Below are 22,254 nucleotides of genomic sequence, written 5' to 3'. Positions count from 1 at the left end.
CGGACCTACATCAGCCTCACCCGAACAACCTGATCAACAACACCTGACACATCTATCGGGACTTCCCCTTGACACATGTCTCGGGACAGCACAGTCCGGCCGGAACGGTAACTGTCCAAGATCTCGTCGCGGCGCCGGTCAAGCGATGGTGCAGGGGGTGTTGTTGACGGTGATGGCGGTCGGTTTCGGGTTGGCGCCGCTGTACGTCCCGTTGAAGCCGAAGCTCACCGACGCGCCCGCCGCGATCGTGCCGTTGTAGGACAGGTTCGTGGCGGTGACCGCCGCGCCGCTCTGGCTGATCGCCGCCGACCAGCCCTGACTGACGCTCTGCCCGCCGGGGAAGCTGAACCGTAGGGTCCAGCCGTTGATCGCGGTGGTACCGGTGTTGGTGATCGACACGTTGGCGGTGAAGCCGCCGCCCCAGTCGGTGGTGGCGTACCCCACCGTGCAGGTGCCGCCGACCGGCGGGGCCGCGGTGGTCACCGCGACCGGCGTGGACGCCGCGGAGGTGTTGCCCGCCGCGTCCACGGCCACCACGTAGAACTGGTACGCCGTCGAGGCGGTCAGTCCGGACACCGCCTGGGTGGTGCCGGTCGGCGAGCCGACCAGCACGTCGGTGGTGCCGGCCTCGCGGTAGACCCGGTAACCGGTGACGCCCACGTTGTCGGTCGACGGGGTCCAGGCCAGTGTGAGCCCGGTGGCGGTGACGGCCGAGGCGACCGGCGTGCCGGGGGTGCTCGGCGCTGTGGTGTCGGCGGTGCCGGCCGGTGGCGTGGTCACGCTGAGCTTCGGCGAGGCGGCCGACTCGTTGCCCGCGCCGTCGCGCGCCACGATGGTGTACTCGAACGTCCGCTCCGGCAGCAGCGTGGTGATGGTGATCGAGTTCTCGGTGACCCGTCGGGTCGCCACCACGTCGTTACCGACCATGAACTCGCGGACGTCGTACCCGGCGAGGCCGCTGCCGCCGCTGTCGGTGGACGGCGCCCAGGTCAGGGTGACAGTGCGGGGGCCGAGGTTGGACGCCACGGGAGTACCCGGGACGGTCGGCTTGGTGGTGTCCGGTACGACCGGGCCCGGCTCCTCGCCCCAGACGCGGGTGGCGCCGGAGTAGAGCGGCACCTTCCGGTTGGGCCCGGCGGTGGCCTGGTACGACGGGTCGTTGGTCGGGTCCCAGGTGCCGCCCTCCGGCACACCGACCTTGAACTGGACCTCCATCCGGTGCTGCGACTGACCCGCCGGGGCGATGGTGTACCCGGCGCAGTCCACCTCGACGTACCAGATGTCGCCGCTGAACTGCTTGGCCGTGGTCGGGGACGGGCAGCCCTGGGTGTAGCCGGCGGTGACCTGCACCGGGCCGGTGCCGTCGGGCCGGAAGTAGTAGCGGAACCGGCCGTCGGTCAGCGCGCGGGCCGGGAACGCGGACTTGTTGTAGACCATCACCTTGAGCCCGGTGGCCCGAGGTTCGGCCTGCGTCACGGTGGTCTCCACGGTCAGCTCGTCGATGTCGGGCGTCTCGGCGACCGGGAAGTTCGCCAGCGGGGTGCCGCCGTACTCGGAGGTCAGCCGGACCAGCGCGGACGTGAAGCCGGCGTTGTAGTCGGTGGCCACCTCGTTCATCACGTAGTCCGAGCGGCTGTCGCTGTACGCGTCGTTGGCCGAGGACGGGCCGCCGACCAGCGCGCCGTAGAGGGTGTGCCGGGTCTCGACAGGCACGGTCTGGCTGTCCCACCAGGAGCCGTGCGCGGTGCGGTGGTGCGGGTTCTTCGGTGCGTTGGCGCCGAACCCGATGACGTAGCTGGAGTTGCGGGGGTTGTCGCCGAGCGCGTAGTTGATCTGCCGGACGGCGAAGTCGTGGTAGCGCGCCTTGCGGGTGGTGTCGGTGGTCTTGTCGCTGTAGACCAGCGCGGCGAACGAGGTGTTCGCGGCGTAGCGCAGCGCGCCCCAGGAGTCCAGCACCGCCATCCCGCCCGGCGAGTACGGCACCCGCTGCCCGTTCACCCCGACGGTCCAGTAGTCCAGCCACCGATTGGCGTCGTCGACGTACTTCTGCTTGCCGGTCAGGTTGGCCAGCAGCACGTACGCGCCGAACTGCTTGTTGTCCCAGGCGATGGTCCACTTGTAGGAGCGGGTCGTCGTCTGGTTCTCGGTGCCGAGCTTGTCGTACTCACTCTCGGCCTTGGCCAGGTAGCTGGCCTCGCCGGTGGCCCGGTGCAGCCAGATCGCGGCCCAGACCAGCTCGTCCTGCCAGCCGCTCCACGAGCGGTAGAAGCTCGTGGCGTCGGTGATGCACTCGTGGTACGCCTTCCGCACCGTGTCGGCGAAGGTGTAGAGCTGCCGGGCATGCCCGAGCAGCTTGTCGGCGTAGGTCGCGTCGGTGGGCCGGAACACCATCGACGACGCGGCCATCGCGGCCGCCGTCTCCCCCGCCAGGTCCGCGCCGCCACAGCTCGCATCGATCTTGTACGCGGGCCGCGCCATCGGCATCACCTCGGCCGGGCCCCACCACTTGTGGTCGTCGTCGCCCTTGCCGACCTGTCCGTAGAGGACGTTGGCCGACGGGTGCGCCTTGATGAAGTAGTCGTTGACGAAGCGCAGGTTGTTGAGCAGGTGCGGCAGTTGCCCGGAGGCGGTGTAGCCGCTGCGGTACTCGACCGCGCCCCAGGCGAGCATGGTGGCGCTGAACGCCATCGGGAAACCGAACTTGACGTGGTCGCCGGCGTCGTACCAGCCGCCGGTGAGGTCCACACCCGCGCTGGCGCCGTCGGTGAGCGCGCTGTCTCCGCGCCAGGAGACCCGGTTCCAGTCGGGCAGTCGACCGGACTGCTGCGCCTCGTAGAAGAGCAGCGACTTCTGCAACGCCTCGGCGTAGTTGTAGGTCGCCGCCGGCGCGGCGGCGGCGGCGGCGGGCCCGGACGGTGGCGCGGTCACCGCGAGGGACGCGCCGGTGAGCAGCGCGACACCGAGGGCCAGCAGCCGCCGCGGCCAGGGCTGGTCGGCGGCCGGCGACCGGCCGGGCTGGCCGCTGAACGGCCGGGTCAGGTGGCGCATGGCGGACTCCTGTCGGAGGCGCCGCCGGTGGTCGCACCGACGCGGGACGGCGTACGGGCGGCACGGCCACCGGCGACAGCGGGGGTGGCGGTGTGACCACGGGCCGTGGAAGCGCTCCCATGGATAACCGACAATGTAATGGGCGGGTCGCTGGTTGGGAAGCCTGCCGATCAGGGTCGACGCGAGCGGCGGTCCTTCCGTACTCGCGAGTAACCATTGCGGACCATCTCACAGCATCGATGCTTCTCGATGCATGAATGACGTTTGCGCAGCTCACGACCGGAGCTTCCGCGAAGACTTTCGCACCCCTCGAGCGCTCCGGCGGCCAGCCAGACAAACGTACTGTTGCTGACCCACTACGAAGCGCGAGACAGTACCGCTCACCAGCGGTGCCGTCGACGCCGCCGCTCCCTGGTCAACCCTGAGGAGAAGCGATGGCACTACGACTCGCAGACGACACCGCCTGGACCGACGTCCTGGCCCGCGCGGTGGCAGCCACCCCGGAGGCGTTCGGCGCCGAGGTCGATGGCGTCCCCACCCTGCACAACCTGGTCGAGGGCGAATGGCGGGCGGTCGGCCAGCCCGCACCGGTCCGCACCCCGGTGGACAACACCGTCCTCATCAACCTGCCCCGGGTCGACGCGACCACCGCGCGCGCCGCGGTCGCCCACGCCGCCGCCGCGCACCGGGCCTGGGCCCAGACCCCGCTGACCGACCGCAAGGCCCGGGTCGCCGAGGCCCTGGACTCGCTCACCGCCCACCGCGACCTGCTCGCCCTGCTGCTGGTGTGGGAGATCGGCAAGCCGTGGCGGCTGGCCTGCGCCGACGTGGACCGGGCGCTCGACGGCGTCCGCTGGTACGCGGGCGAGATCGATCGGATGCTCGCCGACGGCCGCGAGCCGCTGCCCGGCCCGGTCAGCAACATCGCGTCGTGGAACTACCCGATGAGCGTGCTGGTGCACGCCGAACTGGTGCAGCTCCTGGCCGGCAACGCGGTCATCGCCAAGACCCCGTCCCAGGGCGGCGCGGTGTGCCTGACCGTCGCGCACGCGCTGATGCGCCGGGCCGGGCTGCCCGCCACGCTCGTCTCCGGCAGCGGCGGGGAGCTGTCCGAGGTGCTGGTCCGGGCACCCGAGATCGGCGCGGTGGCGTTCGTCGGCGGCCGGTCCAACGGCGGCAAGGTGGCCGCCGCGCTGCTCGACAGCGACAAGCGGCACTTCATCGAGCAGGAGGGTCTCAACGCCTGGGGCATCTGGAACTTCTCCCAGTGGGACCTGCTCGCCACGCACCTCAGGAAGGGCTTCGAGTACGGCAAGCAGCGCTGCACCGCGTACCCCCGGTTCGTGGTGCAACGCGACCTCGTCGACGAGTTCCTCGACATGTACCTGCCGGTCGTCCGCTCGGTCCGCTTCGGTCACCCGCTCGCCGTCGGCGACGACTGGGCCGCCGGTGACCCGCTGCCCGAGCTGGACTTCGGTCCGCTGATCAGCGCCACCAAGGCCGACGAGCTCCGCCGCACCGTCGACGAGGCCGTCCGTGGCGGCGCGATCCCCCTGCACCGGGGCAAACTCGCCGGCGCGCCATTCCTTCCCGGGCAGGACACCTCGGCGTACGTGGCGCCATCGGTGCTGCTCGCCCCGCCCGGACGGTCCCGGCTGATGCACGCCGAGCCGTTCGGGCCGGTCGACACGATCGTCGTGGTGGACACCACGGACGAGCTGCTGGCCGCGATGAACGCCTCCAACGGCGCGCTGGTGGCCTCGCTGGCCTGCGACGACACCGACGAGGCCGGCAAGCTCGCCGTGGACCTGCAGGCGTTCAAGGTGGGCATCAACAAACCGCGCTCACGCGGTGACCGGGACGAGCCGTTCGGCGGCCGGGGCGCCTCCTGGAAGGGCGCGTTCGTCGGCGGCGATCTACTGGTGCAGGCCGTCACCGTCGGCGGAGACAGCCGGCTCTACGGCAACTTCCCCGCCTACAGCAGCTACCCCACCACCTGACGACCCGGCCCCTTGTGGACGCTCGCCGCGCGCAAGGGGCCCTCGTCGGCGCGTACCGTCGGGAAATGGCATTGATCGCGCAGGTCTCCCTCGGCGTGTCCGACGCCGAGCGGGCAGGAACGTTCTGGGCCGCGGCCCTCGGCTACCGTCGCCGCGAGCCCCGATTCACGGGCGACGAGTGGATCGTGCTGGAGCCGCCGCCGGGGGTGTCGGGCGCGGCCCTCGCGATGGACCTCAGCGAGAGCCCCGTGCGGGAGTTCCCCCGGCTCCACCTGGATCTGGACGCCGGCGACCGACCCCTCGACGAGGAACTCGACCGACTGCTCGCCCTCGGCGCGCGGATCGTCGACTGGCGGGACTATCCCACCGATCCACACCCGACCGAACCGCCGTACGTGGTGCTCGCCGACCCGGAGGGCAACCGGTTCTGCGTCTCGGGCCGCCGCGAGCCGTCCCGGCCCTGAACAGGGCCCTGGGGTCAGCTCTCATGAAACAGGCTTAGACACCCGGCGTGGAGAACGCGCCCTCCCGGTCCGCCCTGGCGGCCACGGCGAGCGGGACGGTGAGGGTGAGCAGCCCGCCGTCGCGCTCCGCCGCAGCGGGCCGGCCCAGCCGGTGCAGCGTACGCAGCATCGGGTCGTTGGTGGCCTGCACGTGCAGCACCAGCGCCGCGTACCCGGACCGGTCGGCGTGCTGGACCACCCGGCGCAGCAGCGCCGAGCCGAGCCCACGCCGCTGCCAGTCGTCCCGCACCAGCAGCGCCACCTCGGCCTCGTCGCCCTCGCCGAGCAGGTTCGCCATGGCGAGCACCGACTCGGCCGTGCCGTCGGAGCCGGTGGTGCTGGCGATCAGCGTCACCCCTCGGCTCGGCTCCAGCAGTCGACGCAGGCGGGCCGGCTGCGGCAGCGACGCCCCGCCCAGGTAACGCCGCTGCCGGCTACGCGGTGAGCACGCCTCGTGCAGCTCCACCACGCCGGGCAGATCGTGGGCGCTGGCCGGCCGGACGGCCACCTCCGCGCCGTCGGGCAGCACCAGGGTGACCTGCTCGGCGGCCCGGCGCGCCACGGTGGCGGCCAGCTCGACCAGGGCCTGCGCCCGCGCGTACTCCGCCGGGGTGAAGTCGGGCGCGGCCCGGCGCAGCGCGAACGAACCGCCCGCCGGGTCCGCCAACAGCATGTCGGCCCCGGTGATCCCCCGTTCGCCGCCGACCGCCGCTGGTCGCCAGGTGACGACGTCGGCAGCGAGCAGGGTCCGCAACGCCTCACCCGTCGCGTCCGGGTCACGCACCAGCCGGTTGGCCAGCCCGAGCACCCGGGTCGGCTGGTCGGCCAGACCACGCGCCTCGCTGCGCGCCACCCAGCAGTCCCGGCCCCGACCACGCTCGACGGCGGCGATCAGCGCGGCCTCGTCGAGCGCGTCCGGCGCGTCGACCAGGAAATCGTCCACCGCGCCCTGCTCGGTGGGCTGCACCTGCACGGTGAGGATGTTGACCCCACGCAGCGCGAGGCTCGCCGTGAGCACCGACAGGTAACCCGGTCGGTCGTCCACTGTCGCTCGGATCCGCCACAACGTCATGGTTGGCTCCCTTCCCCGGGTACCACCCTCGTCCCCCGCTGTTGCCGCCCGATTGCCCGGCGGTGACGGGTTGCGCTCAGGAGGTCGACCCCGCGCGGCGGGTCACCGGATCCGCCGCTACGCGAAACGGCCGCGGTAGCCGATGGGGCCCTCCCCGACCCGCTGGTAGGTGCCCAGGAACCCACCGACGCCGAAGGCGATCGTGCCGTTGTTGCCGCGCAGGTCCCGCCAGGCCAACCTGGTGACCGGGCAGCCGCGCACCTCCACCGCGAGGAGCAGGTCACCCGAGCGGTGCCAGCCACCGGCCCAGCCCTCCTCGGTGTCGAAGCGCCACGCCTCCTTGGCGACGGTGCGGCGCCCGGTCAGCCGGCCACGGAACTCCGTCGGCTCTCCACCCTGCTGCCGCCGCCAGCCGTAGAAGGCCCGCTGTCGCTTCTCGAACGTGATCGCGTACTCGGCGCCGGACGTGTCGGCCCACGCCACCTGGTCGAGGACGGACTGCTCGCCCCGATCGACGAAGATGGTGACCTCGCCGGCGTCGCTCGCGTACCGCAGCACCGGCTTGGCGATCGCCTGCCGGACGAGGGACAGGCCCGCCTGGTCGTGCGCGTTCATCGGGTCGACCGTGACTCGGTAGAGCCACAGCATGCTGCGGGCGTCGACGCCGCTCGCGATCCGCATCGTGTTCCGGCCGGGCACCAACTCCTCGGCCGGGACGGCGAAGACCAGCCGTTGCGGAAGCCCACCACCGTTCGGGATACGCAGCTGATCGGCCAGCGGCCGGCCGTTGAGGTGAACGGTGAGCGGGGCGTACCCGGGGCCTCCGGCCAGCATCGACACGAGCGCCACCAGGGTGACGCAGGCCTCCCGGACCACCGCCGGGTCGGGCACGTCGAACTCGAACTCGACCGACCCGCCGGCGTTGATCGCCAGGTGGTCGTCCGCCGCCGAGGACCGGTGCGTGCCGGTGATCTCGACGTTGCCGAGGCGGGGCGGCTCGGTACCGAAGTCCGCGTAGGTGGGTGCCATCTGGATCCCCGGCCGCCGCCGGGGCACCGGCGGGGGCGGCAGCTTGGCGTCCGCCTCGTAGCCCCGCGGCGCACCGGACGGGACGCGACCGCCGCCCTCGGCGGTCTTCGCGCGATATCCATCAGTGGAGATGTCCATCCGAGGAGGCTAGATCAATCAGGTCCGGCCCCTGCGGACCGCCCGGTCGACGGGTGGCGCCTCAGGGATTGGCGCTGACCGGGGGCGCGCCCACCAGGTCCAGCCGGTCACCGAGGATCACCGTGCTGGCCCGGACGAGCTGGGTGAGCCGGTCCACCTCGGTGCTGTGGAACGCGGCAGCGGAGAGGGTCTCGGTGCGGTCGCGGGCAACCACCAGCACCAGGCCCGCCCGGCCGAACGGCGCGATCGCGTGGTGGGTGCCGTCGGGCGTGGTCATCGACCGACCGCGCAGCGGGGTCACCTCCGGCAGCCGCAGGGGCACGGGGGTACGCCAGCTCGCGTGCCCCACTGTCGCCCCACCGCCTCCGGTCCGCGAGGCCCAGTCGACCGGCACCACGGCGGCCACGGCCCAGTCGGCTGCCAGCAGCCCCGGCACCGCGTCGACCAGGGTGGCAAGCCCGTCGGCGGGGTTGGCCGCGACCTGGGCCAACAGCTCCGCATCCTGGCCGGTGGTGGTGGGCGCGCCGATCGCCCGCCACACGCCGTCCACCCGCACGCCCGGTATCGCCGCGAGGCCAGCCAGCAGCCGCTCCACCCGCGCCGCGCCCGGCCAGACGACAGTGAAGTCGTCCACCGCGCGCCCTCCGAGTCGTTCGAGGACCACCACCTGGACGATGTCCGCCCCGGAGACGCCCAAGGTGCGGGCGACCTGACCGAGGGTGCCCGGACGGTCCGGCAGGGTGACCCGAACTCGCAGCAACATATCTGTCCCTCCGCTCGGCGGGCCGGCGAGAGAGCGGCCGGCAGGCTGACCCCAGCCTGGTAGTTGACCATTTCGTCCCTGTTGCAGGGGCATGTCCCGAGCGGAAATTCTGACCTTGACAACGTGAGCGGGCTGCCATCAACTAGTCGGATGAGCGATCCGGCCGTCGACGCGTCACGGCCGGGGGCCGTTCCCGTCTCCCCGGCAGGGCTGGACCTGGACAGACTCGCCGACCATCTGGCGCAGCACCGACCCGAGCTGGCCATCGGGCCGCTGCGTGCCACGCTGATCGCGGGCGGCAAGTCCAACCTCACCTACCTGCTGCGTCTCGGCGACCGCGAGGTGGTGCTGCGCCGCCCACCGCTGGGCCACGTGCTGGCGACCGCGCACGACATGGGCCGCGAGTTCCGGGTCATCTCCGCGCTGGCACCGACCGATGTGCCGGTCCCGGGCGCGCTGCTGCTCTGCACCGACCCCGAGGTGATCGGCGCGCCGTTCTACCTGATGGAGCGGATGCCCGGCGAGGTGTTCCGCACCCGCTCGCAGACCGACCCGCTGGGCGACGAACGACGCCGGGCCCTCGCCATGGCGATGATGGACACGCTCGCCGCGCTGCACAGCGTCGAGCCGTCCAGCGTCGGGTTGGCTGACTTCGGCCGCCCCGAGGGCTACCTCGCCCGGCAGGTCCGCCGCTGGGCCGGGCAGCTCGACCGCTCCCGCAGCCGTGATCTGCCTGGTATCGACGAACTGCGTGACCTGCTCGCGGCGACCGCCCCGGAGGGCGCGAACGCCGGCCGGATCGTGCACGGCGACTACCGGCTGGACAACCTCCTCGCCTCGGCCGACCCGGTCGCCGTGCACGCGGTGCTCGACTGGGAGATGGCCACCCTCGGCGACCCCCTCGCCGACCTGGGGCTGCTGCTGACGTACTGGGACGTGCTCGGCGGCAGCGACACCGCCGCGGGCAACCCCGTCGCCGACGGGCTCGGCCCGCGCGCCGGCTTCCCCACCGGCAGCGAGCTGATCGACAGGTACGCCGGCCGCAGCGATGTCGACGTCGGTCCGCTGCACTGGCACGTGGCGTTGGGCTGTTTCAAGCTCGCGGTGATCTGCGAGGGCATCCACTACCGCCACACGCTCGGGCAGACGCTCGGCGAGGGCTTCGACCGGATCGGCGAGATGGTGGCACCGCTGGTCGCGCACGGGCTGACCGCCGCCAGGGAGCGGTGATGGACTTCTCATACGACAGCCGGACCGAGGAGCTGCGCGACGAGCTGACCCGGTTCCTAACCGAGCACGTCTACCCGGCCGAGGCCGTGCACGCCGAGCAGGTGGCCGCCGGGGACCCGTGGTCGCGTACCCCGGTGTTGGGCGAACTGAAGGCGGAGGCCCGCAAGCGCGGCCTGTGGAACCTCTTCCTGCCCGACCCGCGCTACGGCGCCGGCCTGACCAACCTCCAGTACGCCCCCCTGGCCGAGCTGACCGGGCGCAGCCCACACCTCGCGCCGGAGGCGGTCAACTGCGCGGCACCGGACACCGGCAACATGGAGCTGCTGGCCGAGTTCGGGTCGGAGGCGCAGCAGCAGCGCTGGCTGATGCCGCTGCTGGAGGGTGAGATCCGCTCGGCGTTCTGCATGACCGAGCCGGACGTCGCGTCCTCCGACGCCACCAACATCGCCACCCGGATCACGCGCGACGGCGACGAGTACGTGATCAACGGGCGGAAGTGGTGGTCGTCCGGGGCCATGGACCCGCGCTGCGAGATCTTCATCGTGATGGGCAAGACCGACCCCACCGCCGACCGGCACCGCCAGCAGAGCATGGTGCTGGTCCCCCGGGACACCCCCGGGGTGACAGTGCGCCGAGGCATGACCGTCTTCGGCTACACCGACGGTTCCCACGGTGGGCACGCCGAGATCGACTTCACCGACGTCCGGGTGCCCGCAGAGAATCTGATCGGCGCCGAGGGCACCGGCTTCGCCATCGCCCAGGCCCGGCTGGGGCCCGGCCGGATTCACCACTGCATGCGGCTGATCGGGATGGCCGAACGGGCCTTGGAGCTGCTCTGCCGCCGCGCGAACGAACGGATCGCGTTCGGCCGACCGCTGGCCGAGCAGGGCGTGGTCCGGGAGTGGATCGCCGAGTCCCGGGTCCGCATCGAGCAGGCCCGGCTGCTGGTGCTCAAGACGGCCTGGCTGATGGACACCGTCGGCAACAAGGGCGCGCACACCGAGATCCAGGCCATCAAGATCGGCACGCCGGCGATGGCGGAATGGGTGATCGACAAGGCCATCCAGGCCTACGGCGGCGCCGGTGTCAGCCAGGACACGCCACTGGCCGCCCTCTGGGCGCAGACCCGCACCCTGCGCCTCGCCGACGGTCCCGACGAGGTGCACCGCAACTCCCTGGCCAAGCGCGAACTCCGCCGCTGGGCCCCCACCCCCGCCTGACCGCCGGGCACCAACCCTGCACCACTCACTCACCCACTCACCCACCCACCCGCGCACGCCCACCGCACCGGCCCCGCACGCCCACCGCACCGGCCCCGCGCCCCGCACGCCCACCACACGCCCCCGCACGCCGCACGCCCGCCCCCGCACGCCCCCGCCCGCCGCACGCCCGCCCGCCGCACGCCTCGCCCGCACGCCGGCGCGCGCCCCCGCACGCTCCGACACCTGAAGATCGCGCTCGATCCTGGATGTAGTGGTGTGCGGTCGCCGGGAGGCCACTCGATCCAGGATCGAGCACGATCTTGCCCTGTCGGCCTTCTTGATCATGAGGTTGGCGAGCCGGGATGCCGGAAATGTCCAGGCCAACCCCATGATCGACGCGCGCTGTGCGGGCGCGCGCTGTGCGGGCGCGCGCTGTGCGGGTTCCGGGGGGGGTTAGGCGGAGGCTCGGTGGACCAGTTGGGTGTCCAGGAGGATGTGGGAGGCGGGTAGCTCCTCGCCACGGATCCGGGCCACCAGCAGGCGGGCCATCTGCCGGCCCATCTCCTCCACCGGCTGGAAGACAGTGGTCAGCGGCGGTTCGGCCTGTCGGGCGATGGTCGCGTCGTCGAAGCCGATCACCGCGACGTCCTCGGGCACACGGCGGCCGGCCTCGCGCAGGGTACGCAGCGCACCGAACGCCATCAGGTCGGAGGCGACGAAGACCGCGTCCAGGTCCGGGCAGGCGTCCAGCAGGCGACGCATGGCGGCCGCGCCGCTGCCCTCGCTGAAGTCGCCGTACGCGATCAGGTCGGGGTTGACACCGGCCCCGGTGGCCTTGACCGCGTCGGTGTAGCCGGTCAGCCGGGCCAGGCCGGCACCCATGTCCTGCGGACCGGCGATGGTGGCGACGCGTCGCCGGCCCTGTCTCGCCAGGTACTCCACCGCCTGCCGGGCCCCGCCAACGTTGTCCACGTCGACAAACCAGGCCGGTTGGGCGCCCGGTTGCAGCATCCGGGCGGGCCGACCGCCGAGCACGGCGGGAAGGCCGCGCTCCTCCAGCAGCGTCGGCAGCGGGTCGGAGTCGTGCAACGACAGCAGCAGTACGCCGTCGACGTGCTGGTTGGTGAGGTGGTGCTCGACGCGCTCCCGTTCCACCGGCGACTGGGCCATGGCCAGCCAGAGCTGCATCGGCGTCTCCAGCAGCCCGGAGCTGATCCCCCGCACGATCGCGGCGAAGAACGGCTCGGTGAAGACACGCTCGCCGGATTCGGACACCACCAGCGCGACGGAGTCCGTCCGCTGGGTGACGAGCGCACGGGCGGCCCGGTTCGGCACGTACCCCAGCTCTGCGATGGCCTGTTGGACCGCGGCCCGGGCTTCAGGGCTGACCTGGGGCGAGCCGTTGACCACGCGGGAGACCGTGCCCCGACCGACGCCGGCACGCGCCGCGACCGCGTCGAGGGTCGGGCGCCCGAGCGACCGGGTGCGCTGCGTTGTCATCGTCTGCTCCTCCGACGGCGGGCGGACCCGGCGCCACCTGCGAGAGGTGGACGCCGGGGCCGTCCTGATGGCTGGCCCGAGCCTATTGTGCGGCCAGACCGTTGCGCCGGATCACCGAGGCGTACCACTTGGCGCTGGACTTGGGGGTGCGGACCTGGCTGTCGTAGTCGACGTGGATCATGCCGAACCGCTTGGTGTAACCCCAGGCCCATTCGAAATTATCCATCAGCGACCAGGCAAAGTATCCCCGCAGAGGCACTCCGGCGTCGATCGCCTCGTGGGCGGCGCGCAGGTGGGCGTCGAAGTAGGCCAGCCGGTCGACGTCGTCGACCTGCCCGTCGACCACCGAGTCGACGAACGCGGAGCCGTTTTCGGTGACGTACAGGGGCAGGTCGGTGTAGCCGTTCACCCGGCGCAGCGTCTCGGTCAGACCCGGGGCGTCGATCTCCCAGCCCATGTCGGTGACCGGGACGCCGCGGGTGACGAACCGGACGTCCTCGCTGCCCGGCCAGCACGAGGGGGCCGGGTCGGCCTCCACGCCCTCGACCGGCGCGGCGACCACGTGCCGGCTGTAGTAGTTGACCCCGACCAGGTCCAGCGGCGTGGAGATGGTCGCCAGGTCGCCGTCGCGCACGTGCTCGAAGTCGGTCACCGTGCTGAGGTCGGCCACCAGGTCCTCCGGGTACGACCCGCGCAGCAGCGGGTCCAGGAAGAACCGGTTGGCCAACCCGTCGATCCGCCGGGCGGCGTCGGAGTCGGCGGGACTGTCACTGGCCGGGTCGACCGGGTAGAGGTTGACGGTCACGCCCACCTCGGCGGCCGGCCGGGCGGCCCGCAGTGCCTGCACGGCCAGGCCGTGACCGAGCATCAGGTGGTGTCCGGCGCGCACCGCGTCCGCTCCGTTGGTGCGGCCGGGGGCGTGCACGCCGGAGCCGTAGCCGAGGAACGCGGAGCACCACGGCTCGTTCAGCGTGGTCCAGTAGCGCACCCGGTCACCGAGCGCGTCGGCCACCAGGGTCGTGTAGTCGGCGAAGCGGGCCGCGGTGTCCCGGGCCGGCCAGCCGCCGGCGTCTTCCAACGGCTGCGGCAGGTCCCAGTGGTAGAGGGTGAGCCACGGCTCGATGCCGTTGGCCAGCAGCTCGTCCACCAGTCGCCGGTAGAAGTCCAGGCCGCCCGGGTTGGCCGCGCCGGTGCCGCCGGGCTGCACCCGGGACCAGGAGACCGAGAAACGGTACGACTTGAGGCCCAGCTCGGCCATCAGCGCGACGTCCTCGCCGAGGCGGTGGTAGTGGTCGCACGCCACATCGCCGGTGTGCCCGGAGAGGACCCGGCCCTCGGTGTGGCTGAAGGTGTCCCAGATCGACGGGGTGCGGCCGTCCACGGCCGCCGCCCCTTCGATCTGGTATGCCGCCGTCGCGGCCCCCCAGAGGAATCCGGGTGGAAAGGTCAGCCCGGGGCGCTCGTCGAGGACGTCGACGGCGGGTGGGCTGGCGGGGTTGCTCACGACTTGACGGCACCTTCCATGATCCCGCCGATGATCTGGCGGCCGAACACGAGAAAGACGATTACCAGGGGGATGGTGCCGATCGCCGTGGCGGCGAACACCTGGGAGTAGTCGGTGTAGTAGGCGTACGAGAGGAAGGAGAGCGAGACCTGCAGGGTCGGGTTCTCCGGGGTGAGGATGGCGTACGGCCAGAGGAACGAGTTCCAGGTCTCCATGAAGGTCAGCAGACCGAGGACGCCGGCGGCGGGACGCAGCGCGGGCAGCACGATGCTCCAGTAGATCCGGAACGTGCTCGCGCCGTCGACGCGGCCGGCCTCGATCAGCTCGTCGGAGATCGCCTGGCTGGCGTACTGCCGCATCATGAACACGCCGAATGCGGTGACCAGGAACGGCACGGTGACCGCGTAGAGGGTGTCGTACCACCCCAGGTCCTGCATCATGCCCCAGAGCGGGATGAGCCCCATCTGGGTCGGGATCATCATGGTGACGATGATCGCCAGCAGGAGGGCGTTGCTGCCGCGGAACTTCAGCTTGGCGAAGGCGAACCCGGCCAGCGAACCGGTGAGCACCACCGAGACGGTGACCACCGAGGAGACGATGATCGAGTTCATCATGCCGGTGAGGAAGTTGGCGGCGTCGTTGTCGAGCACCCGCCCGAAGTTGTCACCGAACGCGCCACCGGGGGTCAACGGCGGCGGTACGTCGTTGATGTTGTCCAGGCTGCGAGTGCCGATCACCAGCATGTAGTAGAACGGGTAGATCGACAGCAGCGCCGCCAGGACGAGCGCCAGGTAGGTCAGCGGGCTGGTGCGCCACAGGCGCTGGGAAGCCGAGATCATCGATCTCTCCTCACTTCGCCGAGCGGCGGACGAGTAGGAAGTTGAACAGCGACACCACGATGATGATCATGAAGATCGCCCAGGCGACCGCGGCTCCGTAGCCGGCGGTGTTCAGGTTCACGATGCCCATCTCGTACATGTACATGGCCAGCGTCTGGAACTCCCGCTGGTTGCCACCGATGATGTTGCCGTTGCCGAAGAGCAGGGGCTCGGTGAAGAGCTGCATGCCGCCGATCGTGGACAGGATGACCACGAAGATGAAGGTGGGCTTGAGCATGGGCAGGGTGATCTGCCAGAACTGTCGCCACGGACCGGCACCGTCGATCTCCGCGGCCTCGTAGAGGTCCTTCGGGATCGCCTGCATGCCGGCGAGCAGGATCAGGGTGTTGTACCCCGTCCACCGCCAGTTGACCATGGAGGAGATGGCCGTCCAGGAACTCCACCGGTGGCCGTCCCAGTCGACCGGGTCGACACCGACGAAGCTGAGCAGCCAGTTGAACAGGCCGAACTCCCGCTGGAACAACATCCCGAAGACGATCGCGACCGCGGCCACCGACACCACGTTCGGCATGAAGATGGCCATCCGGAAGAAGGTCTTGGCGCGCAGGAGGCTCCGGTTGAGCAGGTTCGCCAGGAAGAGGGCGAGCAACAACTGTGGGATGGTCGACAGGGCGAAGATGCCGAACGTGTTGACCAGCGCGTTCCAGAAGTACTCGTCGGACACCAGCCGGGTGTAGTTGTCGAAGCCGATGAACGTGTGCTCGCCGATCATGTCCCAGTCGTGCAGCGACATCCAGGCGGTACGCAGCATCGGGTACAGCCCGAATACGCCGAAGATCAGGAAGAACGGGGCGATGTAGAGGTACGGCGAGTACTTGACATCGAGGCGGTTGAGTAACCTTCCCCGGCGACGTCGGCGATCGACGTCGGGAGAAGGCGGTGCTGCTGGCGACGGCCGTGCCGTCGTGGCCGACAGGCTCATGCGAATTTCCTTTTCCGGCGAGGCCCGGGGGCCCTCGCGCAGGGCGCTACGCGGAGGGGACCGGCCGGTGGCGTCCGGGAAACCCCGAACGCCACCGGCAGGGAATCACTCAGAAGGCACCCTGAGTCTTGGCATCCTTCGTGAACTGCTCCCAGGCCTTGGCCTTGTCGGCCTGCCCGTTCTCGAACGCCCGCAGGGCCGGCTCGAGCGCGTTCTCCTTCACCGCCTGGTGCTTCGGACCCAGGTGGATCGGCTGGATCTTGGCGACGCTCTCCCCGAAGATCTTGCCGGTCGGCGCGTTGCTGAAGTACTCGTTGGTGTAGCTGAGGAAGGCCTCGTTCTTCAGCGCCTCGAGGTTGGTGGGCAGCGGGCCCTTGAGCTTGAAGGCCTCCACCTGGCTCTTGGCGTTGGTCAGGTACTCGGCGAGCTTCGCCGCCTCCTTCGGGTACTTGCTCTGCGCCGGAACCGCGAGCCACGAGCCGCCCCAGTTACCGCCGCCACCCGGCACGGACGCGACATCCCACTTGCCCTTGTTGGCCGGGCCGGAGTTGTCCGACACGATGCCGAGCATCCAGGACGGGCAGAAGGTGGCCGCGAAGGTGCCCTGCTTGAAGCCACCCGACCACTCCGGCGACCAGGTCGACGCCTTGGCGGAGATGTCCGCCATCGAGGTGGCGGTGTCCCACGCGTTCTTCACCGCGGGGCTGGTGTCCGCGATGATGTTGTCTTCCTTGTCGTAGAACAGATCACCGTTGCCCTGGAAGAGCACACCGTTGGAGACGGCGGTGATCGAGTCGATGAACGCCTTGCCGCCGCTGCCCTGCTTGTACTTCAGACCGGCGTCGTGGAAGCCCTTCCAGTCCGGCCAGAGCGCCGACACCTGGTCGCGCTCGGTGGGCAGGCCGGCCGCCTGGAACAGGTCCTTGCGGTAGCAGACGGCGAGGCTGCCGACGTCGGTCGGCAGGCCGATCAGCCGGCCGTCCGGCGCCTTGCCCAGCTCCCACTTCCAGGGCAGGTATTCCTTGGAGTGGTCGGTAACCAGCGGGCTGAGGTCGGCCCAGTTGCGCGCGTTGGGCTTGAACTCGTTGAGGATGCCCTCTTCCAGGGCGGTGACGTCCGCCGCGCCCTTGCCGGTGGCCAGGTAGCGGACCAGCTTCGGCCGGTACTCACCGAGCTGTGCGGTCTTGCGCAGCTCGACCTTGATGCCGGTGTCCTTCTCGTACTGCTTGACGAGATCGTCGTAGCCCATCTCGCCGAAGGTGTCGACGACCAGCTTGGCCGGCTTCTCGCCGGCCGCTGGCTTGTCGTCGTCGTTGCCGCAGGCCGCGAGACCGCCGATTGCGGTGATCGCGGCCAGGGCAGCGGCCGCCAGGCGGGTACGCCGCGTGGTGACACTCATGCGCTGACCCCTCTTTCCGGTGGTGAGGCTGGTGGTTGTGGTGGGGGGTGTCTCATCGCGCCAGGCCGGGGATGCGTGAGTGACCCATGCCACCTCCGGGAGCGCTCCCATGAGATTGCCGACAGGTAACGGGAGTGTCAATAGGGCGATGGGAGCGTTCCCAGATCGTTATCGCTGACCACTCCCACCCCCGCCCCGCCACACCCCCGCCACACCCCCGCCACACCCCCGCCCCGCCCCGCCCCCGGCGATCAAGAGGTTTCGGTCAGAAAACGGAGCCCTGCTGACGCAAACTTCTTGATCAACAACGCAGGGGCCGGGGGCGGGGGCGGGTTAGCAGAAGTGGCGGAGGAGGGTGGTTGCGCGGGTGGGGTCGAAGCGGGACGGGTCGAAGGTCGGACCCGCCCAGTCACGCAGGATCGCCTGACGAGGGCTGGCGAGGTCGGCCGGGGCGGTCTGGTCGTCCAGGGCCTCCACGAGCGCCTGGTAGCCCAACTGCCCGCCGACACCCTCCGGCGGGCAGGCCCGCTCGCCGGCCAGGCAGACCGGGTACCGCTCGTCGGGGTCGGCCGTCAACGCGTCCTCCACGACCAGGTCGTGCTCCCACCAGTCGCCGAAGTCGTACGTGTAGGAGAACCGGCTGCCCTTGCCGAGCACCGCGTCGAGCCGCACGTCCAGCTCGTCGTGCAACGCCAACTCCCCGTCCGGGTCCGGCTCGCCGTACTGCACCGCGTCGATCTCGAAGGAGTGCAGGTGGCAGTCCCGCCAACCCATCGCGTGCTGCACCACTCGGTGCAGCCGGTCCAGCGTGTAGCCGGCCGGCACGAGCACCCGACGCCACACCGGCGGGCGGGTCCCGGCGAGAGACATCTTCAGCTGGAAGATCTGACGCGACATGCTGTCCTGTCCTCCCGCGGCTTAGGCTGCGAGCATGATCTGCCGAGCGTGCCGGGCCCGGCGACACGACGACTGCCCGGGCCGGAACTGGTGCGACTGCCAGCACCGTACCGCCGAACCCACCCCTCCGGTCACCGGTCCGGCCGGCGAATGACCGTCGGAATTCCGATCCGACGGCTCTGGCCCGAGCCGTCGACGCAGCCGCTCGACGACGCCGCGCTGACCGCCCTCTACGGCCGCGCCGCCAAGCCCCGCCTGCGGATGAACTTCGTGGCCAGCCTGGACGGCGCGGTCACCGTGGACGGCTACTCCGCCGGGCTCTCCGGCGAGCCGGACAAGCGGGTGTTCGGCCTGCTGCGGATGGTCTGCGACGCACTGGTCGTGGCCGCCGGCACACTCCGCCACGAGGAGTACCGGGCGGTCCGGCTCAACGAGCGCCGCCGCGCCTGGCGCCGTGCCAACGGGCTGGCCGAGTACCCGACGCTGGTGGTCGTCTCCGGTTCGCTCGACCTGAACCCGGCGCAGGCCGCCTTCGCCGACGCGCCGACCCGCCCGGTGGTGCTCACCCACGCCGACGCCGATCCGCCGCCCGGGCTGACCGACGTCGCCGACGTGCTGCGCTGCGGCGCCGAGCGGGTCGACCTGGCCGCCGGTCTCGCCGAGCTGCACCGCCGCGGGCTCACCCAACTGCTCTGTGAGGGCGGCCCACACCTGTTCGGCGCGCTCACCGCCGCCGACCTGGTGGACGAGCTGTGCCTCACCGTCTCGCCGCTGCTGGCCGGGCCCGGCCCCGGCCGAATCACCGCCGGCGACGCCGCACCACCCCGGCACCTGCCACTGCGCCACGTGCTCGCCGCCGAGGACGGCGTCCTCCTGCTCCGCCACGCCCGTCCGTGAGATCTCAGTCGATGAGCACCGCCCCGGGAGCCCACGGGATCTGGTATCGCCGGCCGTCCTCGGTGCTCGCCCAGACCTGCACCTCTTCGTACGGCTCGGCGGCGACCACCTCGACCACCGCGCCCCGCGGCGCCGCGCCGAGCGGATGCGGCACGCCGTTGGCGACGACCTCGACGGTACGCCCCTGAGGCGCCTGGACCAGGACGTAGAGCCGGCTCCCGGAGCGACGGGCCACGGCAACGCCCAGCCCACTGCCGGCGGATCGGACAGCCGCGCAGACCACGTCACCGTCGACGCAGGCCAGGTCGTACGAGAGGTGGTCGAGCAACCGGCGCGGTTCGCCCACGTCCGGGGCGGTCAGGACCTCGACAGCCTGTCCCCCGGCGGCCCGCTCCTCGGCGCGTGGTTCGCGCCGGATCAGCACGAGCGTCTCCGTACCGACCCGGCCGACAGCCACGACCTGCGCCTCCGTCACCGGTCGACCGTCGGGGCCGACGATCCCGGCCGGAACCCCGGCAGCGGCGATCGGCCCGGCGCCCCCGCCCTCGCTACCGGCCGGCCCCAGGTGCGGGAGCAGCAGTGCCCCGGCGGCGACCACCACGGCCACCATGCCGGCCGAGAGCAGCAGACGCCGACGGCGACGCGCCCGGCTTCCCGTGACGACCCGTTGGGCGAGACCGGGTGGCAGCTCCACGGTCGCGACGGCGTGGTCGAGCAGGGCGGCCACCTCGTGGTCACGCATGGTTCTCCTCCGCGAGGTCGAGGTCGAGTGGGGGAACACCGGCCGCCTCAAGTCGCACCCGCAGGCGGTGCAGACCACGGGAAGCCTGGCTCTTCACCGAGCCCACAGAACAGTCCAGTTCGGCCGCAGCCTCCGCCTCGGAGAAGCCAAGCCAGTACCGGACCACCACCACCGCCCGCATCCGCGGTGGAAGCTCCCGCAGTGCCGTCAGCAGCAACTCCCGGTCGTCGACCCGGGTCATCTCATCCTGCTGCGGTACCACGTCCGGAAGACCGGCGACCCGACGCCGGTTCCACGGTGAGCGCCACCGGCTGACCAACCTGTTGGTCATCGCGCGACGCAGGTAGGCCTCCGGCTGCCGTTGCCGGACCACCTGCCAGCGCGGGTACGCCTGCTCCAGCACCTCCTGCAGCAGGTCCTCGGCGTCCGCCCGCTGCCCGGTGATCAGTACGGCGAAGCGGAGCAGTCGCGGGCCGCTCGTCGCGACGAAGGCGCCGAAGTCGTCATTCATACGTGCTCCATGCCTAGGTAACGCGACCGGTGCCCCGGGAGTTGAGTCCGACCTCGCGCGGTGCACGCCAACACGACTCCCGCCCACCTCATGCGCTCGGTCGAGCACCCAGCGTCATGAGTGTGACGGCGCATGGTGTCGTCCGACGCGTCGCGTGGCGACCTGTCGTACTCCTCGGGCAGGATGCAGGGCATGCGCGCCGACCGTGATGCCCGAGCGACCCGAGTCGCCCGATGACCGACGTCGACCTCGACAGCCCTGGCGAGGCGGTCGGGCGGGTGCTGGGCACCGCCGACGCCACCCCGTTGCAGTTCTGGACGGCCGTGGCGCCCGGCAGTTACCTCCAGCTCGACGACGTGGTGGTCACGCGACGGGAGCTGCCGGACCGGGAGCCGGTGACGATCGCCGGGGTGGTCACCCAGGTCCGCGCGCGCCACGAGGGCGCCCAGTTCGAGTCCGACGTGTTCGCCATCGCTGACGGCACGCTGCCCGCCCAGGTGCAGGAGGCGGCCGAGGTCACCACCACCCGCGTCGATCCGGAGCTCTACGTGCCGCCGACTCCGGGCGCGGTGGTGCACCGGGCCGAGGGTGACGCCCGGGCGCGCGCGCTGCACTTCGACCGGATGGAGCGGCGCATCCCGATGGGGATGGGTCGCGACGGGGTGCCGGTCTACCTCAACGCCGACTTCCTCGACGGCAGTCGGGGCGCGCACGTCTCGATCTCCGGCATCTCCGGGGTGGCCACCAAGACCAGCTTCGCCACCTTCCTGCTCTACTCGGTGTTCCGCTCCGGGGTGCTGGGCGGCGACGCGGTCAACGCCAAGGCGCTGATCTTCAACGTCAAGGGTGAGGATCTGCTCTTCCTGGACCACCCCAACACCCGCCTCGACGAGCCCACCCGCGCGGCGTACGCGAAGCTCGGGTTGAGCGCCGGCGCCTTCCCCGACGTGCGGGTGTACGCCCCACCGCGGGTCGGCGACTCGGCCGGCACGCCGGATGTGAGCAGCCGGCTCACCGGGGTGGACGCGTTCTACTGGACGCTGAGCGAGTTCTGCACCGACCGCCTGCTGCCGTATGTCTTCGCCGACGCCGACGACGAGCGCCAGCAGTACACGATGGTGGTCCACTCGGTGGCCGCGCACCTGGCCCGTTACGCCCAGCCCGCCGACGGCGGGGTGAGCATCGACGGGGTCCGCCTCGGCTCCTACGGCGATCTGGTCGACCACATCGTCGATCAGCTCAACGACGACGAGACCCGCTCGGACTGGGCGGGCAGCGCGGTGGGGCTGGGCACCGTCAACGCGTTCGCCCGGCGGTTGATCGGCAGCAAGAAGGACCTGGCCCGGCTGATCCGTGGCGACCTCGCCACCCGCCGCCCCCACTCGATCAACACGAGCGAGTCGGCCCAGGTCACTGTGGTTGACCTGCACAACCTTCCCGACCGCGCGCAGCGGTTCGTGGTGGGTGTGACGCTCAAGAGCGAGTTCGAGCGCAAGGAGAAGTCCGGCACCGCCAAGCCGCTGCTCTTCGTCGTCCTCGACGAGCTCAACAAGTACGCCCCCCGGGAGGGCTCCTCGCCGATCAAGGAGGTCCTGCTCGACATCGCCGAGCGGGGCCGCTCGCTCGGGGTGATCCTGATCGGCGCGCAGCAGACGGCGAGCGAGGTGGAGCGGCGGATCGTCACCAACTCGGCGATCCGGGTGGTCGGCCGGCTCGACCCGGCCGAGGCGTCCCGCCCGGAGTACGGCTTCCTGCCGCCCGCGCAGCGCCAGCGGGCGTTGCTGGCCAAGCCGGGCACCATGTTCGTCAACCAGCCGGACATCCCGGTGCCGCTCTGCCTGGAGTTCCCGTTCCCGGCCTGGGCCACCCGGGTCTCCGAGGCGGGCCGGGCACCATCGGAGACGCTGCGCTCGATCACCCAGTCCGCCGACCCGTTCGCCGTGGTGGGCTCCGGTGGCGGCACCGACGACGACATCCCGTTCTAGCTAGGGGCCGGCA

General features: G+C 71.2%; 18 protein-coding genes. 6 read left to right on the top strand and 12 right to left on the bottom strand.

Annotated elements, in window-relative coordinates; all coding sequences use genetic code 11:
* Positions 1-138: 138 nt before the first annotated feature.
* Positions 139-3,048 (bottom strand): glycoside hydrolase family 9 protein, encoded by a 2,910-nt coding sequence (locus ACFYP0_RS25220; protein ID WP_386997765.1) that lies wholly within the window; start codon positions 3,046-3,048, stop codon positions 139-141.
* Positions 3,049-3,482: 434 nt separating this feature from the next.
* Between ACFYP0_RS25220 and ACFYP0_RS25215 the strand changes: the two genes are divergently transcribed.
* Together ACFYP0_RS25215 and ACFYP0_RS25210 are read left to right on the top strand one after the other, a co-directional pair.
* Complete coding sequence (locus tag ACFYP0_RS25215; protein ID WP_386997763.1) at positions 3,483-5,048, top strand: aldehyde dehydrogenase family protein; 1,566 nt, start codon at positions 3,483-3,485, stop codon at positions 5,046-5,048.
* Positions 5,049-5,113: 65 nt separating this feature from the next.
* Positions 5,114-5,512, top strand: a complete 399-nt coding sequence (locus tag ACFYP0_RS25210; RefSeq protein ID WP_386997761.1) for a VOC family protein — start codon at positions 5,114-5,116, stop codon at positions 5,510-5,512.
* 34 nt (positions 5,513-5,546) lie between these two features.
* Here the strand turns inward: ACFYP0_RS25210 and ACFYP0_RS25205 are convergent, their stop codons facing one another.
* The 3 genes from ACFYP0_RS25205 to ACFYP0_RS25195 form a co-directional block, all read right to left on the bottom strand.
* Positions 5,547-6,623, bottom strand: coding sequence for a GNAT family N-acetyltransferase (locus tag ACFYP0_RS25205; protein WP_124855450.1), 1,077 nt, complete (start codon positions 6,621-6,623; stop codon positions 5,547-5,549).
* A 117-nt stretch (positions 6,624-6,740) separates the two neighbouring features.
* Positions 6,741-7,790, bottom strand: coding sequence for a hypothetical protein (locus ACFYP0_RS25200; RefSeq protein WP_386997759.1), 1,050 nt, complete (start codon positions 7,788-7,790; stop codon positions 6,741-6,743).
* Positions 7,791-7,851: 61 nt separating this feature from the next.
* Positions 7,852-8,553: an amino acid-binding protein gene (locus ACFYP0_RS25195; RefSeq protein ID WP_124855454.1), complete on the bottom strand. Its 702-nt coding sequence runs from the start codon at positions 8,551-8,553 to the stop codon at positions 7,852-7,854.
* 150 nt (positions 8,554-8,703) lie between these two features.
* Here ACFYP0_RS25195 and ACFYP0_RS25190 point away from each other — a divergent pair, with 150 nt between their 5' ends.
* A complete protein-coding gene (locus ACFYP0_RS25190; protein ID WP_386997757.1) occupies positions 8,704-9,783 on the top strand; it encodes a phosphotransferase family protein in 1,080 nt (359 codons plus the stop codon).
* On the top strand, positions 9,783-11,003 hold the full coding sequence (locus ACFYP0_RS25185) for an acyl-CoA dehydrogenase family protein (protein ID WP_355495290.1): 1,221 nt from the start codon (positions 9,783-9,785) through the stop codon (positions 11,001-11,003). The genes ACFYP0_RS25190 and ACFYP0_RS25185 overlap by 1 nt, the downstream gene beginning before the upstream one ends.
* Before the next feature lie 435 nt (positions 11,004-11,438).
* On the opposite strand, the gene ACFYP0_RS25180 is transcribed toward ACFYP0_RS25185, so the two are convergent.
* From ACFYP0_RS25180 to ACFYP0_RS25155, 6 genes are all read right to left on the bottom strand, one after another.
* Positions 11,439-12,485, bottom strand: coding sequence for a LacI family DNA-binding transcriptional regulator (locus tag ACFYP0_RS25180; protein ID WP_124853394.1), 1,047 nt, complete (start codon positions 12,483-12,485; stop codon positions 11,439-11,441).
* Positions 12,486-12,567: 82 nt separating this feature from the next.
* The gene (locus ACFYP0_RS25175; protein WP_355495293.1) at positions 12,568-13,989 is read right to left on the bottom strand and encodes a GH1 family beta-glucosidase; all 1,422 of its coding nucleotides are present in this window, start codon (positions 13,987-13,989) and stop codon (positions 12,568-12,570) included.
* Complete coding sequence (locus ACFYP0_RS25170; protein ID WP_124853396.1) at positions 13,986-14,828, bottom strand: carbohydrate ABC transporter permease; 843 nt, start codon at positions 14,826-14,828, stop codon at positions 13,986-13,988. The genes ACFYP0_RS25175 and ACFYP0_RS25170 overlap by 4 nt, the downstream gene beginning before the upstream one ends.
* A 10-nt stretch (positions 14,829-14,838) precedes the next feature.
* Entirely contained in the window at positions 14,839-15,810 is a 972-nt protein-coding gene (locus ACFYP0_RS25165) for a carbohydrate ABC transporter permease (protein WP_124853397.1), read from the bottom strand.
* Positions 15,811-15,919: 109 nt separating this feature from the next.
* The gene (locus ACFYP0_RS25160; RefSeq protein ID WP_355495296.1) at positions 15,920-17,209 is read right to left on the bottom strand and encodes an ABC transporter substrate-binding protein; all 1,290 of its coding nucleotides are present in this window, start codon (positions 17,207-17,209) and stop codon (positions 15,920-15,922) included.
* A 333-nt stretch (positions 17,210-17,542) separates the two neighbouring features.
* A complete protein-coding gene (locus ACFYP0_RS25155; protein WP_356977088.1) occupies positions 17,543-18,106 on the bottom strand; it encodes a plasmid pRiA4b ORF-3 family protein in 564 nt (187 codons plus the stop codon).
* A 150-nt stretch (positions 18,107-18,256) separates the two neighbouring features.
* On the opposite strand from ACFYP0_RS25155, the gene ACFYP0_RS25150 reads away from it, so the two are divergent.
* Positions 18,257-19,003: a pyrimidine reductase family protein gene (locus tag ACFYP0_RS25150; protein ID WP_356977086.1), complete on the top strand. Its 747-nt coding sequence runs from the start codon at positions 18,257-18,259 to the stop codon at positions 19,001-19,003.
* Between the two features lie 4 nt (positions 19,004-19,007).
* Here ACFYP0_RS25150 and ACFYP0_RS25145 read toward each other — a convergent pair whose 3' ends face one another.
* Both ACFYP0_RS25145 and ACFYP0_RS25140 read right to left on the bottom strand, forming a co-directional pair.
* Positions 19,008-19,745: a hypothetical protein gene (locus tag ACFYP0_RS25145; protein ID WP_356977084.1), complete on the bottom strand. Its 738-nt coding sequence runs from the start codon at positions 19,743-19,745 to the stop codon at positions 19,008-19,010.
* A complete protein-coding gene (locus tag ACFYP0_RS25140) occupies positions 19,738-20,256 on the bottom strand; it encodes a SigE family RNA polymerase sigma factor (protein ID WP_356977082.1) in 519 nt (172 codons plus the stop codon). The genes ACFYP0_RS25145 and ACFYP0_RS25140 overlap by 8 nt, the downstream gene beginning before the upstream one ends.
* A 233-nt stretch (positions 20,257-20,489) precedes the next feature.
* Here ACFYP0_RS25140 and ACFYP0_RS25135 point away from each other — a divergent pair, with 233 nt between their 5' ends.
* The gene (locus ACFYP0_RS25135; protein WP_356977080.1) at positions 20,490-22,241 is read left to right on the top strand and encodes an ATP-binding protein; all 1,752 of its coding nucleotides are present in this window, start codon (positions 20,490-20,492) and stop codon (positions 22,239-22,241) included.
* Positions 22,242-22,254 lie beyond the last annotated feature (13 nt).

The sequence above is a fragment of the Micromonospora arida genome (assembly GCF_042873195.1).
Taxonomy (GTDB): Bacteria; Actinomycetota; Actinomycetes; order Mycobacteriales; family Micromonosporaceae; genus Micromonospora; species Micromonospora arida.
Note: the sequence above shows the minus strand (reverse complement) of the source record. Positions and strands in the feature narration are given on the sequence as shown.